The sequence below is a fragment of the Rhodococcus sp. 06-1474-1B genome, from assembly GCF_002258885.1.
Lineage (GTDB): Bacteria > Actinomycetota > Actinomycetes > Mycobacteriales > Mycobacteriaceae > Rhodococcoides > Rhodococcoides fascians.
On sequence record NZ_NOYR01000021.1, the window covers coordinates 647,376 to 661,479 of the forward strand.

Here is a 14,104-nt window from a genome sequence, read left to right on the forward strand (position 1 = left end):
GTGCGTGGACAGTGGCGGTGGCTGGCGGTGGTGCTCGGCATCGCCGTGCTCGTCGCCACGCCCTCGGTGATCGAGCGCCTGCCCGTCGCCGCGTCGGACATCGGTGCGGCGGAACTGCTGTCTCGGGTTCAGTCCTCCACCGCAACACCGTATTCGGGCTACGCCCAGGCCGTTGGCGGCGTCACCCTGCCGGTCACCGACGGACTCGGCGGCCTACCGGATCTGTTGGGCGACACCACGACCCTGCGCGCCTGGTACCGCGCCCCGGACAGCTTTCGCGTCGACACCGTCCGCCTCGCCGGTGAACACGGTCTCTACCGGTCCCCGGCTCTGCTGTGGAGATGGGACTACGAGCAGAACACGGCTGTGGCAACCCCGGTCCCCGAACCGAGCCTGCGTCTGCCGCGCGAGGCCGATCTGCTGCCGCCGGAGCTCGGGCAGCGGCTGCTCAGTGAGGCGACCACCGACGAGGTCACCCGGCTGCCGACCCGCCGAATTGCCGGCCGGGACGCCCCTGGCCTGCGGCTCGTCCCCGCCGAGTCGCAGAGCACCATCACCGAGGTCGACGTGTGGGCCGACCCCGACAGCGGGCTGCCACTGCAGGTCGACGTGCTCGCCGGCGGGGCCGCTCGGCCTGTTGTCAGCACTGCATTCCTGGACTTCTCATCCGAGATGCCCGACGCCGACACCGTCCGTTTCGTCCCGCCCCCGGGAACCGATGTGCAGCAGCAGGACGGCCTCGACATCGCCTCGTTCGCCGACGGGATCGACTCTCCCCGTCTTCCGTCGACTCTGTCCGGACTGGATCAGCGGGACCGCGACGGACCGGGTTCCGTCGGAATCTACGGCCGTGGCGTGACCGAGCTGATCGCCGCTCCGCTACCGCGCCGCGCTGCGCGCGGGCTCGTCGAGCAGCTGCGGGACGCTCCCGGCGCAGTCGTGACCGGCGACAGCGTGGCGCTGTCGATCGGACCGCTGAACGTCCTGATCACCGAGCCCGCCGGAGACCGCCGCCGATATCTGCTCTCCGGCACCGTCACCGCAGAAACCTTGGCCACCGCCGCCCAGCAGCTCGAAGGAGCAGCCACATGATCCGCACGACCGGCCTCACCAAGCGTTACGGATCGGTGCGGGCCGTCGACGGCGTCGACCTCGACGTACACGCCGGCGACATCTACGGCTTCGTGGGCGCGAACGGCTCCGGCAAGACGACGACCGTGCGGATGCTGCTCGGGCTGGTCCTGGCCACCTCCGGGCAGATGCAGGTGCTCGACGAGGAGATGCCCCGACGACGCAGGAGTGTGCTGCCACGGGTGGGGGCACTGATCGAGAACCCCGCCGCCTACCCCAACCTCTCCGGACGCCGCAACCTCACGCTGCTCGACGCGGCCGGCCCCGGTGGTTCTCGGCGCACCCGCACCGCCCGCGTCGGCGAGGCCCTCGAGCAGGTGGGCCTCGCCGGGGTCGGACGCAGGCCGGTCAAGCAGTACTCGCTCGGCATGCGACAACGCCTCGGCTTGGCCGCGGCGCTCATGCGCACCCCCGAGCTGCTGATACTCGACGAGCCGACCAATGGCCTCGATCCACAGGGAATCCTCGAGATTCGAGAGTTGTTGCTGGATCTGCATTCCCGAGGCACCACAGTGTTTCTCTCGAGCCACCTGCTGGCCGAAGTGGAGCAACTGTGCGACCGAGTGGGAGTGCTCGATCGAGGTCGCCTCGTTCTGCAGGATCAGCTCTCTGCGTTCCAGCAACCCACCGGCCGGGTGCTCGTGCGTACCCCCGACCCCGCCGACGCGGTGACGGTCCTGTCCGATGTGGAGGACGCCACCGTGCTCGAGCGTGACGGGCAGCAACTCGTGATCGAACACCCTGATCCGGCCTTGCTCAATCGACTGCTCGTCGAAGGCGGAGTCCGGGTGAGCGAGTTGAGCCCGCAGCAGATGAGCCTCGAGCAGTCGGTACTGGCGGTCACCGGCACCAGCGCGGACCGAGTCGACGGTCCCGCTGGCCCTCGCGACGGTTCCGTCCGATCGGAGGTGACCGCATGATCGGCGTCGAACTGCGCGCGATGCTTCGCCGACCCCGCACCTGGGTCGTCATTCTCCTGCTGAACCTGCTGCCGACCATCGTCGCGGGCTTGCTGGCCCTCACCGACGTCGGTCCGCGTCCCGGCGACGGCCCTGCCTTCCTGTCCGCGGTGACCACGAACGGCCAGCTCTTCCCACTCGCCGCTCTCGCCATCGTGCTCCCGCTGTTCCTGCCCGTCGCGGTGTCGGTCATCGCCGGCGATTCCGTCGCCGGGGAGGCCCAGGCCGGCACCCTGCGTTACCTGCTGGCTCGCCCGGTGGGACGAACGAAGCTACTGGTCGCGAAGCTGATCTCGGTGGCCGCGTTCGTGCTGCTGGCCGTCGTCATCGTGGCAGCCGTCGCATACTTCGTCGGCACGACGCTGTTCGACACCACGTCGTTGGCCGGCGTCTCGAGCGTGTCAGGCACGGTACTGACCGACGAACAGGTCGCCGTACGCACCGTCATAGCGGTCCTCTACGTGACCCTGTCGATGCTCGGAGTTGCCGCGATGGGGTTGTTCCTGTCGACCCTGACCGACTCGCCACTCGCGGCGACGCTGGGCGCGTTGGCCTTCCTCATCGCCAGCTCGCTACTGCTGACGCTGGACGCCGCCGACGCCATCGCGCCGTACCTTCCGACGCGGTACTGGCTGGCCTTCGTCGATCTCTTCCGCGACCCGGTGCCGACGCGGGACCTGGTGCGCGGCGTCGGATTGCAGGGCGTCTACGTCGTCGTGCTCCTGGGGGCTGCGTGGGCGAACTTCACGACCAAGGACATCACGAGCTGAGACGGCTGCAGTCGGCTGCGCCGAGCTCGACGGTAGAGCTGCCGTCCAACTGGGCCGAGACCATCGCGCCGACGAGAGGATCACGGGGCAGGTTTCCGTGGTCGACGGCCGAGTCCGCGCACACGCTCTGGACGGGGATGTCGATCGCCCCGTCGAGCCGGGCCGACGATGGCGGCGTCACCACCTGATCCAGTTCGGTCCAGATCGACACCCACTGCGGCCCGTCCGGCGTCTCGTCGCCCGAGTTCAAGCCGGCCAGCACGGAGCTGTCCGGGGCCAGTTGCTGGCAGGCCGTCGGGCACCGGTCGGGCAGGACCTGGGCAGCCAGCCCCGCCACCTGGGTGCCGTGGTGCGGGGAGCCCAGGGTCACGATGCGTCGAGCCTGCTCGGCACCGCCCAGATCGGCAGCCCAGATCCGGGCCACCACCCCGCCGGCGGAGTACCCGACGACGTCGACCGAGGTCGCTCCCGTCCGAGTCAGAGCCGCGTCGACGGCGTCGCGCAGTGTCTGCGCCTGTGCGGTCAGGTCGCCGACGCCACCATCGGGCAGGGCCACGACGGTGGCGTCGCGGCCGTTCTCCCGTAGTTCCGCCGCAAGCACCTCGAGAGCATCGGTGGATCCGCCGAACCCGGGGACCAGCAGCACCGGGCCGGGAACCGACTGGTCGACGCTCGCGACGGGGTCGTTCGTGGTCCGCGATGCGACGAAGGCCGCCACGGCTACGACGAGCCCGATCAGGACGAGAGCGAGTACGACGTACACGAGGCGACGACGGGCCGGGGCGAGGGAGGCGAACACCTCGTCCAGTGTGCCCGTCGACGATGGTGCGGAAGGTCAGGGTGTCTGCGGTTCAGCTTTCGATGGCGGTGATCGCGTCGACAGCGATGACGACGGTGACGTAGGGGGACCCTGTGGGGACCTCGGTGAGGGCGACGGTGATGAAGCCACCGTCCTCATCGTTGTTGTCCACGGCCCCGATCTTGCCGACATGCTGGTGTCCGTCGATGGTGCTGATTCGGACGGGGGTTTCGGTATCGGAGTAGTTGGTGAAGATGACGGCGTCGATCATGTGGGTGTTCCTGTTCCTTCGGTGATGGATGTCGCGGGGTCCGCGACGCTGACGAGTCCGACGCTCACCGGAGCGGGATACGAAAAAGCCCCTCACAGATTTGTATCGGTGAGGGGCTGAGTCTGAGCCGCCTAAGAGAATCGAACTCTTGACCTTTTCATTACGAGTGAAATGCTCTACCGACTGAGCTAAGGCGGCGTGCCTTTCGGCGTTGGTGAGTCTAACGGAGCATCGGGTCGAAACGAAAATCGCCCTCCCCCGAGCCTCGATACGGGCCTGCTCCTAACGCAGCACGTCGCCGAGCGTCGCCACCATCGCATAGATCGCAAATTTCGGTTTTGCGTTGACAGCCAACGACTCTCGGCATTCGAGGATCGCCTCGATACTTTTCAGCAGAGCCTCGGGCGGTACGGCCTTTGCCATTCGCTCGACCTGCTCGGCCATGTCGGGGTGCGTAGCCGTCGCGGTCGAGCCGTACGAACGCGCGAGCGCGTCGCGGTACAGGCCCACCAGGTCCATCAACGCCCGGTCCAGCGAGTCGCGGCCGGTTCTGGTGGCGCGAGACTTCTGCCGCTTCTCGAGGTCCTTCAGCACGCCCGCCGAGCCGCGCAATGCTCCGGCAGCGCCCTTACCTGTACCTCCAGCTCCGAGGGCCGTGCGCAATTCCTCGGTCTCGGCCTCGTCACGAGTGGCACTCATTTCCTTGGCCTCGTCCTCGGCGGCCTTCACCAGTTCCTCGGCTGCGAGGTACGCCTGATTGGGACGGGCCGCGGCCGACGCCAGGGCCAGTGCCCGCTTGCGTCGCGCCCGCGCGTCCTCGTCGGTGGCGAGTCGGCGTGCTCTGCCCACATGGCCGCCGCTGATCGACGCGGCCCATTCCGCGGTCTCGGCGTCGAGCTTGTCGCGGGTCTGCAGCACCTGCGCGATGGCCGGCACAGTGGGCGTCACCAACGAGACGTGCCGGCAGCGCGAGCGCAGCGTCACCGAGATGTCCTGCGGATCGACCGATGGAGCGCACAACAGGAACACCGTCCGAGCGGGCGGCTCCTCGACGACCTTGAGCAGCACGTTTCCGGCACCCTCGGTGAGTCGATCGGCATCCTCGACGACGACCACCTGCCACAGACCGGTGCTCGGCCGACGCGACGCGACCGAGACGATGTCTCGCATCTCCTTGGTACTGATGCTCAGACCCTCCGGGATGACGCGTCGCACATCGCCGTGAGTGCCTGCCATCGTCGTCGAGCACGCCTGACAGTGTCCGCACCCCGGAGTGCCCTCGGTGGTGCACTGCAACGCCGCAGCGAAGCACAGGGCGGCGATGGAACGCCCGGACCCGGGAGGGCCGGTGAAGAGCCACGAATGCGTCATCGCCGACGAGTCGACGCCCGTACGAGCAGCCACTGCTGCAGCCGTCAGATCGGCCTCGACATCTTCCTGACCGACCAAACGATCGAACACACCCGCCATGCTGGCAACCCTAACGGTTGGGACCGACTAGTCCCGGCGCACTGTTCCCGGACAGTGCCGAACTCGAAGCTGTGGACGTGATCGCTGCCGATTCCATCCACAACTTCGAGTTCGCGAGCTACTCGCCGTCGGTCTTCTTCGCCGGTGCCTTCTTGGCAGCAGCCTTCTTCGTCGTCGTCTTGGCCGCCGTCGTCTTCGTGGCGGTCTTCTTGGCTGCAGCCTTCTTTGCCGGAGCCTTCTTCGCGGCAGCCTTCTTGGCCGGAGCCTTCTTCGCAGCGGCCTTCTTCGCCGGTGCCTTCTTCTTCACCGGACCACGAGCACGCCTGTCCGCCAACAACTCCGACGCGCGATCGTCGGTGATCGTCTCGACCTCGTCGTCCTTGCGCAGACTTGCGTTGGTCTCACCGTCGGTGACGTACGGCCCGAATCGACCGTCCTTGATCACCATCGGCTTCTCACTGATCGGGTCGACGCCCAGTTCCCGCAGCGGCGGCTTGGCCTCTCCCTGACGGCCTCGACGCTTGGGCTCGGCGTAGATCTTGAGAGCCTCTTCGAGACTGACCGTGAACATCTGATCCTCGTCGGCGAGCGAGCGAGAATCGGTGCCCTTCTTCAGATACGGGCCGTAGCGGCCGTTCTGCGCGGTGATCTCTTCCTTGGACTCGGGATCGACACCGACGACGCGCGGCAACGACAGCAGCTTGAGCGCATCCTCGAGCGTGATCGTCGCCAGATCCATCGACTTGAGCAACGAGCCGGTCCGCGGCTTGGGGCCGGTGGCCTTCTTCGCGGCGGCCTTCTTGGCCGGGGCCTTCTTGGCTGCAGCTTTCTTCACCGCAGTCTTGACGCCGCCGCCACCATCACCGTCACCACCGGTCGAGATCGGCACGATGTCGGGCTGAGGCGGCGTCGGCTCGGGTTCCGGCTCGGGCAGGATCTCGGTGACGTAGGGCCCGAAACGGCCTTCTTTCGCCACGATGTCGTGACCGGTCAGCGGATCCACACCGAGCTTGCGGCCCTCTTGTGGTGTGGCGAAGAGCTTTTCGGCAAAGTCGATCGTCAGCTCGTCCGGCGGCAAGTCGTCGGGCAGGTTGGCGCGCTGGCTGATCGGATCGCCGTCCGGATCGTCGTCGTTCTTGACCATGCGCTCGAGGTACGGACCGTAACGGCCCACGCGCACATGGATTTCGCGCCCCTCTGAATCGTCGAACAGACGAATCGAGTTGATGGTGCGCGCATCGATGTCTTCGAGGTTCTGGCCCACCATCTTCTTCAGGCCACCCGAGCGCGCCACCGAACCTTCGGCACCGGTCTCGCCGCCGAAGTAGAAGCTCTGCAGCCAATCTCCGCGCCGCTCACGGCCTCCCGCGATCGCGTCGAGGTCGTCTTCCATGCCTGCGGTGAAGTCGAAGTCCACCAGACGTCCGAAGTGCGCTTCCAACAACGCAATCACCGAGAACGCCACCCACGACGGCACGAGAGCGCTGCCACGCTTGTAGACGTAACCGCGGTCGAGGATCGTCTTGATGATCGACGAATACGTCGACGGCCGACCGATTCCCAACTCTTCGAGCGTCTTGATCAGCGACGCCTCGGTGAATCGAGCAGGCGGGTTGGTGGTGTGACCGTCGGGATCGAGCTTGGTGGCCGTCACCGCCTGGCCGGCCTTCAACGCGGGTAGACGCGACTCGGCGTCGTCGGTCTGACCGCCTGCCTCGTCGTCGACGCTCTCGACGTAGGCCTTGAGGAAGCCCGCGAACGTGATGGTGCGACCCGACGCGGAGAACGTGCACTCCTCGCCGGTACCGGCGGTTCCGGTGATGCGCAGGGTCAGCGTGGTGCCGCGCAGATCTGCCATCTGCGACGCGACGGTGCGCTGCCAGATCAGCTCGTAGAGCCGGAACTCGTCGGTCTGCAGCGCCGAATGCAGCTGACCGGGAGTCTGGAACACGTCACCCGAGGGGCGGATGGCCTCGTGCGCCTCCTGCGCGTTCTTGACCTTGCGGGTGTACTGCCGCGGAGTGGGGTGCACGTACTCCGGGCCGTACAGCTCGGTCGCCTGCGCCCGTGCCGCGGAGACCGCAGACGCGGACAGCGACGTCGAGTCGGTACGCATGTAGGTGATGTAGCCGTTCTCGTACAGACGCTGCGCGACACGCATGGTCCGCTCGGAACTGAACCGCAGCTTGCGGCCGGCCTCCTGCTGCAGCGTCGACGTCATGAACGGCGGGTACGGCTTACGCGTGTACGGCTTGTCCTCGGCGGACGCGACGGTGAGGTCGACGCCTTCGAGAGCGTCGGCGAGGCGTCGGGCATGCGGTTCGTCGAGAACGGTGACCGACTCGGTCTTGAGCTTGCCGTCGGGACCGAAGTCGCGGCCGGCGGCGACGCGATTGCCGTCGACGTTGACCAGCCGAGCTCCGAAACTACGCGGGCTCGCCTCGGCCCCGGCGTCGAGGGTGGCAGAAATATCCCAGTACTCGGCACTGCGGAACGCCATCCGCTCGCGCTCACGCTGGACGATGATGCGGGTGGCCACGGACTGCACACGGCCTGCCGACAGCTTCGGCATGACCTTCTTCCACAGCACCGGGCTGACCTCGTAGCCGTAGAGACGGTCGAGGATGCGGCGGGTTTCCTGTGCGTCGACGAGGTCTTGGTCGAGGTCGCGAGTATCGGCGGCGGCCGCGAGGATCGCCGGCTTGGTGATCTCGTGGAAGACCATGCGTCGAACCGGGACTTTGGGGTTCAGGGTCTCGAGAAGATGCCAGGCGATGGCCTCGCCCTCGCGGTCGGGGTCAGTGGCGAGATACAGCTCGTCGGCGTCCTTGAGCAGGCTTTTGAGCTCTGCGACCTTGCCCTTCTTCTCGGGCGAGACGACGTAGAGGGCCTCGAAGTCGTGGTCGACGTCCACGCCCAGACGTGCCCACGGCTCGCCCTTGTATTTGGCGGGCACGTCGGCAGCACCACGAGGAAGGTCGCGGATATGGCCGACCGAGGCCTCGACGACATAGTTGCTCCCGAGGTAGGGAGCGATCTTTTTGGCCTTGGTCGGAGACTCGACGATGACCAGACGACGCGGCTCGGCGGAGCTGTCCCCCGAGCCGTTGTTACGTGCTGCCACCTTGCTGCCGAACCTTCCCTAGTGCGTTTTCACAAGCAGATTTGCCTGCCCCACTCCTAACAGACTGACATACGTCGAGCAAATACTCGCAGATCAGTCATTCATCTTCCTACTCAGCGTGGGGCCAATTGGTACGTGCGTCCACATTCGCAGGAGCCTCGCCGACGTTCTCGGTGAGGCGCAACAGCCGACGTCGGCCGGTGATTCGAAGGCCAGGATTGGACCCGCGGGTGCCGATCAGAGTCGGCGCGATGCCCGCGCGCATCAACGATTGAGCGAGGACCGCATGAGTCTCCGGCGCGTGCGGATCGAGGCCGAGTACGTAGCGTTCCCCCTCCGCCTCGGGACGCCCCGACGCGAGCACCCATGCCCGCAACTCCCGAGAACCGGGCACCCACCCGGGAGGCACGGCCTTCACCGCGCCCTTGGTCCACAACGACGCCAACGCGGACAGTTCCGGAACCGACGCGGTGCGCACGAGAGGACGGTCTTCTTCGGACCGTCCCAGCTCTGCCGACAAACCACATTGTTCGATCAACTCGGCAATGGCATCGGCCCGCCACTGCGCGTCGACGACGACGGAGATACGCGCCGCTCCCGAGGACGTGACGACATGGCCGGTGGCAGCCAGCAGTCCGCTGAGATCGGTCACCGCGGGCGGCAACGACTCGGCAGAGAAGAAGGACAGCTGGTTCACAGCATGGACATTAGGACATCGACACCGGCAGACACTGCTTTCGACTCTTCCTGGTGGTTCGCCACGAACGAAACATCCCCCTTTCTCGAACGGCTTTTCACGGCCGATCGAGAAAGGGGGATGAAGGTTCTCGTCTCCGAAGAGAAAAGAATCAGACTGCGCGAACGCCCGTTGCCTGAGGACCCTTGGTGCCCTGGCCGACCTCGAACTCGACGCGCTGGTTCTCCTCGAGGGTGCGGAAGCCGCTGCCCTGGATCTCGGAGTAGTGAACGAAAACGTCAGCGGAGCCGTCTTCTGGTGCGATGAATCCAAAGCCCTTTTCGGCGTTGAACCACTTCACAGTTCCCTGTGCCATGCTTTTCCTTCTCTTTCTAACACCGGATTCGATGGAGCGCACTTTCGATCCATCGGGCCGGTTCCGACCGCTGCACTTGTACGAATCCCCCTCAGGATTCCCCCTGATGGACGAGCTCTCCCAGTACCGCGCCCGCAACATAAGATCCTGCGAAGCGTAGAACGAACACAGAAGCTGCGACCGCGTCAAGTGAACCATGAACTCCGCGTTCGCAACAGTCGAAAACCGCCCCTTTTCGAACAAATTGCCCGTCTTGTAACAACACACAACGCCGGACGGGTGGAATGCGGCTCTCACCAGGGCTCGAGCCGCTCGTTTCGGGTCCGCGATAGCATGAGGACCCCAGGTCGCGCCTAAGCAGGAGTGGAGCCTGCGGAACGACCCAGCAAGCCCGTAGGGCTGGCCAGTAGATCGAACGAATGCATGGAGACCGGCAGTGAGCGAGAAGCATCCGCACGACGGTGCGGATGTCCGGAGTTACGGGCAGCGGCTGCTGGATCGAGTGTTGGCCGGTACCCCCGCCGACGACGGCCCCGTCACGCACGTCGCCGAGTTACCGGCTCGATCGTCCAGTTTTGCCCCCTGGCCGTCGTGGGTCGGCCCGGAAGTGGTGCAGGTGATCACCTCTCGGGGCATCGCACAACCGTGGACGCATCAGGCCCGGGCCGCGACGCTCGCCGCCGAGGGCAGTCATGTGGTGCTCTCGACGAGTACCGCGTCGGGCAAATCGTTGGCCTATCAGCTGCCCATTCTGACGACGCTGGCCGCCGACGCCCGGGCGACGGCTCTGTATCTCGCACCGACCAAGGCCCTCGGTGCCGATCAGCTACGCACCACCATCTCGATCACCGACGAGTTACGTTCGCTGTCAGACGATCTCGCCGAGGTGTTTCCCAGCTCGTACGACGGCGATACCCCGATCGAGATTCGGCAGTGGGCCAGAACCAATGCGCGCTGGATCTTCACCAATCCCGACATGTTGCACCTGGGCATCCTCGGCGCACACGAGCGATGGTCGCGTTTCCTGCGCAACCTTCGGTACGTGGTGGTCGACGAATGCCATTACTACCGAGGTGTTTTCGGCTCCAACGTCGCCCTGGTACTCCGTCGGTTGCGACGCCTCTGCGCGCGCTACGGAGCGTCTCCGGTGTTCGTTCTCGCCAGTGCCACCACCTCGGAGCCGGGACGCGCAGCCAGTCGACTCATCGGAGCGCCCTGCGAGGAGATCACCGAGGACGGCTCGCCCCACGGAGCGCGTACCGTCGCACTCTGGGAACCGCCGCTGCTCAAGGAGATCACCGGCGAGAACGGTGCGCCGGTACGCAAATCGGCGGGGGCCGAGGCGTCGCGCATCATGGCGGATCTGTTGATCGAGGGTGCGCGGACACTCGCGTTCGTACGGTCCAGGCGCGGAGCCGAGGTCACTGCGTTGGGGACCCAGAGAATTCTCGCCGACGTCGATCCGCAGTTGGTCCGACGCGTCGCCGCTTATCGCGCAGGCTATTTGGCCGAGGATCGGCGAAAGCTCGAACGGGACCTCTCCGACGGAACTCTGCTGGGAGTGGCCACCACCAACGCCCTCGAACTCGGCGTCGACATCGCCGGTTTGGACGCGGTGATCGTCGCCGGTTTCCCCGGTACCGTCGCCTCGTTCTGGCAGCAGGGTGGGCGTGCCGGACGACGCGGGGAGGGCTCACTGCTGGTACTCGTCGCGCGCGACGATCCGTTGGATACCTACTTGGTGCATCACCCGGCGGCCCTACTGGACAAGCCGGTCGAGGCAACCGTCACCGACCCGACCAATCCGTATATTCTTGCTCCCCAATTGCTTTGCGCTGCAGTCGAACTACCGATCACCCTAGCCGAGGCCGAGGCGTTGAGCGCGGAATCGGTACTCGAAGAGCTCGAGCTGAAGGGCTACGTGCGTAAGCGTCCTCACGGGTGGTTCATCACCCCCGAGGGGCAGCAGCTGTCTCCGCACGGTGCGGTCAACATTCGCGGCGGCACGGGCGTGCAGGTCGCCATCGTCGACGGCGAGTCCGGCCGCATGCTCGGCACAGTCGACGGCGGACGTGCCCCTGCCACTGCACATCCCGGTGCGGTGCACATTCATCAGGGCGAGTCCTTCGTGGTCGACGAGCTCGATCTCGAGGCCGGCCTCGCGCTGGTGCATGCCGAACAACCCGAGTGGAACACCTCGGCCCGCGAGATCACCGACATCGCCATCACGGCGGTGCACGAATCCGTCGACTACGGCGAGGTCCGCGTCGCGCTGGTGCAGGTGAACGTCACCCATCAGGTGGTGGGATATCTTCGACGCCTCCCGTCGGGAGAGGTCCTCGATTCCATCGAACTCGACATGCCGGCGCAGACCCTCGACACCCGCGCCGTCATGTACACCATCACCCCGGAGTTGTTGGAGCACAGCGGTGTTCCGTTCGAGCGATTCCCCGGATCACTGCATGCCGCCGAGCACGCCGCCATCGGCTTGCTGCCGTTGGTCGCGACCTGCGATCGATGGGACATCGGTGGAGTGTCGACGGCATTACACCCCGACACCGGGCTCCCGACCGTCTTCGTTTACGACGGATACGACGGCGGAGCAGGCTTCGCAGACCGCGGACACGTGGCCATCGCCGATTGGCTCGCCGCCACCAAGGACGCGATCGTCTCCTGCGAATGTCAGACCGGTTGCCCGTCCTGTGTGCAATCACCGAAATGCGGAAACGGTAACGACCCCCTCGACAAAGAGGGTGCCGTTCGAGTGCTGACCGCAGTGTTGGCGGCCGTCACTCGCGAGGGATGAGCCGGCCGATCTCGCAGTCAGGAACCTGGTGGCTGGGGACCGAGTGGGGGTTCACCGCAAACGCGCGCGCGTTTGCCATGCGCGCGCAAAATTGCCAGGGTTTCGCGGGGATTACCAGTCATTTTTCGCAAACGCGCGCGCGTTCAAGGCTTGGATCGAACTGGTGCGCCACCCTGCTCGTTGCTGCCGACACCTCGGGTGGTGTGGTGGGGAGAGGATCAGCCCACAGAATCGAGACGACGCATGCCCATTGCCCGGCAGATACCGAAAGCCACCGACTTGCGCGAGGTGCTCTCGTTCAAGAAGCCCGATCTGAACCTGCGCCGACGACGACTCAGCGCGGCACTGACCATCGACGATCTCCGCACCATCGCCCGTCGCCGTACCCCGCGCGCGGCATTCGATTACACCGACGGCGCGGCCGACGCCGAGATCTCACTCTCCCGAGCCCGGCAGGCCTTCCGTGACGTCGAATTCCACCCCTCGATCCTGCGAGACGTCTCCCACGTCGACACCTCGACGACGGTGTTCGGCGGACCGTCCGCGCTTCCGTTCGGTATCGCCCCGACGGGCTTCACGCGCCTGATGCAGACCGAGGGTGAGTACGCCGGTTCTGCCGCCGCCGGCGCTGCTGGAATTCCATTCTCCCTCTCGACGCTGGGCACCACGTCGATCGAGGACGTGAAGGCCACCAACCCGAACGGCCGAAACTGGTTCCAGCTCTACGTCATGCGTAACCGCGACATCTCGTTCGGTCTGGTCGAACGCGCCGCGAAAGCTGGCTTCGACACCCTCCTGTTCACGGTCGACACACCGGTCGCCGGGGCTCGCCTGCGAGACAAACGCAACGGGTTCTCCATTCCGCCGCAGTTGACCGCGTCGACCATCGCCAACGCCATTCCGCGTCCATGGTGGTGGTGGGACTTCCTCACCACGCCCAAGTTGGAGTTCGCGTCGCTGACCTCTACCGGCGGCACAGTCGGAGAGCTGGTCGATTCAGCGATGGATCCCTCCATCTCGTTCGAGGATCTCGACGTCATCCGTGAGATCTGGCCCGGCAAGTTGGTCGTCAAAGGTGTTCAGTCGGTGGCGGATTCGGCGCGCCTGGCCGAACTGGGTGTGGACGGCATCGTTCTGTCCAATCACGGAGGCCGACAACTCGATCGGGCTCCCGTCCCCTTCCACCTGCTGCCGCAGGTCGTCCGTGAAGTCGGCTCCGACTTCGAAGTAGCCGTCGACACCGGCATCATGCACGGTTCCGACATCGTGGCCTCCATCGCAATGGGTGCATCGTTCACGCTCGTAGGCCGCGCGTATCTGTACGGCCTGATGGCCGGTGGCCGCGCGGGCGTCGACCGCATGATCGAGATTCTGAGGGAGGAGATCATCCGCACCATGCAACTGCTGCAGGTCAATTCACTCGCGGAACTGACCCCGGAGCACGTCACGCAACTCACTCGGTTGGCCCCTCTGCAGTCCGGTGCCGCCGCATTCACGCCGCGCTGACCGCTGCAGACGGACCGTCGATGCCGGGGTTCGAGGCCGGGGGCGACGTATCGGCCACGGGTTCGGGTCCTCGGGCGGGGGTCGAGGCCGGGTTTCACCGCAAACGCGCGCGCATTCGCTGAACGCGCGCGAATTTGCTGGCTCGAACGGGGCGATTCCGCTCGCACCTGACAAACGCGCGCGCGTTTGCGGTGAAACCCGGCCTCGACCCCCGCC

11 protein-coding genes and 1 tRNA gene are annotated in these 14,104 nt (G+C 66.0%); 5 read left to right on the forward strand and 7 right to left on the reverse strand.

Annotated features, from left to right (window positions below; translation table 11 throughout):
• The 3 genes from CH266_RS10145 to CH266_RS10155 are packed head-to-tail and all read left to right on the forward strand — an operon-like array spanning position 1 to position 2,860.
• Positions 1–1,092: a LolA family protein gene (locus CH266_RS10145; protein ID WP_141214516.1), complete on the forward strand. Its 1,092-nt coding sequence runs from the start codon at positions 1–3 to the stop codon at positions 1,090–1,092.
• Positions 1,089–2,051: an ABC transporter ATP-binding protein gene (locus tag CH266_RS10150; protein ID WP_032384042.1), complete on the forward strand. Its 963-nt coding sequence runs from the start codon at positions 1,089–1,091 to the stop codon at positions 2,049–2,051. Before CH266_RS10145 ends, CH266_RS10150 begins: the two co-directional genes overlap by 4 nt.
• Entirely contained in the window at positions 2,048–2,860 is an 813-nt protein-coding gene (locus CH266_RS10155) for an ABC transporter permease (protein WP_027494448.1), read from the forward strand. Before CH266_RS10150 ends, CH266_RS10155 begins: the two co-directional genes overlap by 4 nt.
• Here the strand turns inward: CH266_RS10155 and CH266_RS10160 are convergent.
• From CH266_RS10160 to CH266_RS10190, 7 genes are all read right to left on the reverse strand, one after another.
• Positions 2,850–3,659 carry a lipase family alpha/beta hydrolase gene (locus tag CH266_RS10160; RefSeq protein ID WP_094715206.1) on the reverse strand — a complete coding sequence of 270 codons (810 nt, stop codon included), beginning with the start codon at positions 3,657–3,659 and terminating at the stop codon, positions 2,850–2,852. The genes CH266_RS10155 and CH266_RS10160 overlap by 11 nt on opposite strands.
• 52 nt (positions 3,660–3,711) lie before the next feature.
• Positions 3,712–3,930 carry a hypothetical protein gene (locus CH266_RS10165; RefSeq protein WP_032364533.1) on the reverse strand — a complete coding sequence of 73 codons (219 nt, stop codon included), beginning with the start codon at positions 3,928–3,930 and terminating at the stop codon, positions 3,712–3,714.
• A 125-nt stretch (positions 3,931–4,055) separates the two neighbouring features.
• Positions 4,056–4,128: transfer RNA gene (locus CH266_RS10170), tRNA-Thr, on the reverse strand.
• Positions 4,129–4,212: 84 nt separating this feature from the next.
• Positions 4,213–5,400, reverse strand: coding sequence for a DNA polymerase III subunit delta' (locus tag CH266_RS10175; RefSeq protein WP_027494468.1), 1,188 nt, complete (start codon positions 5,398–5,400; stop codon positions 4,213–4,215).
• 118 nt (positions 5,401–5,518) lie between these two features.
• On the reverse strand, positions 5,519–8,524 hold the full coding sequence (gene topA / locus CH266_RS10180) for a type I DNA topoisomerase (RefSeq protein WP_094715207.1): 3,006 nt from the start codon (positions 8,522–8,524) through the stop codon (positions 5,519–5,521).
• Positions 8,525–8,633: 109 nt separating this feature from the next.
• A complete protein-coding gene (locus tag CH266_RS10185; RefSeq protein WP_027494470.1) occupies positions 8,634–9,221 on the reverse strand; it encodes a hypothetical protein in 588 nt (195 codons plus the stop codon).
• A gap of 151 nt (positions 9,222–9,372) precedes the next feature.
• Positions 9,373–9,576 (reverse strand): cold-shock protein, encoded by a 204-nt coding sequence (locus tag CH266_RS10190; protein ID WP_005248460.1) that lies wholly within the window; start codon positions 9,574–9,576, stop codon positions 9,373–9,375.
• Between the two features lie 436 nt (positions 9,577–10,012).
• Here CH266_RS10190 and CH266_RS10195 point away from each other — a divergent pair, with 436 nt between their 5' ends.
• Together CH266_RS10195 and CH266_RS10200 are read left to right on the forward strand one after the other, a co-directional pair.
• Complete coding sequence (locus CH266_RS10195) at positions 10,013–12,382, forward strand: DEAD/DEAH box helicase (protein WP_052068707.1); 2,370 nt, start codon at positions 10,013–10,015, stop codon at positions 12,380–12,382.
• A gap of 243 nt (positions 12,383–12,625) precedes the next feature.
• The gene (locus CH266_RS10200; RefSeq protein ID WP_094715208.1) at positions 12,626–13,888 is read left to right on the forward strand and encodes an alpha-hydroxy acid oxidase; all 1,263 of its coding nucleotides are present in this window, start codon (positions 12,626–12,628) and stop codon (positions 13,886–13,888) included.
• Positions 13,889–14,104: the final 216 nt, after the last annotated feature.

What these genes read in the sequence shown, in the direction of transcription:
- CH266_RS10155 (WP_027494448.1), top strand. Translation starts at nt 2,048, where the DNA reads ATGATCGGCGTCGAACTGCGCGCGATGCTTCGCCGACCCCGCACCTGG.
- CH266_RS10175 (WP_027494468.1), bottom strand. Translation starts at nt 5,400, where the DNA reads ATGGCGGGTGTGTTCGATCGTTTGGTCGGTCAGGAAGATGTCGAGGCC.
- CH266_RS10200 (WP_094715208.1), top strand. Translation starts at nt 12,626, where the DNA reads ATGCCCATTGCCCGGCAGATACCGAAAGCCACCGACTTGCGCGAGGTG.
- CH266_RS10190 (WP_005248460.1), bottom strand. Translation starts at nt 9,576, where the DNA reads ATGGCACAGGGAACTGTGAAGTGGTTCAACGCCGAAAAGGGCTTTGGA.
- CH266_RS10165 (WP_032364533.1), bottom strand. Translation starts at nt 3,930, where the DNA reads ATGATCGACGCCGTCATCTTCACCAACTACTCCGATACCGAAACCCCC.
- CH266_RS10150 (WP_032384042.1), top strand. Translation starts at nt 1,089, where the DNA reads ATGATCCGCACGACCGGCCTCACCAAGCGTTACGGATCGGTGCGGGCC.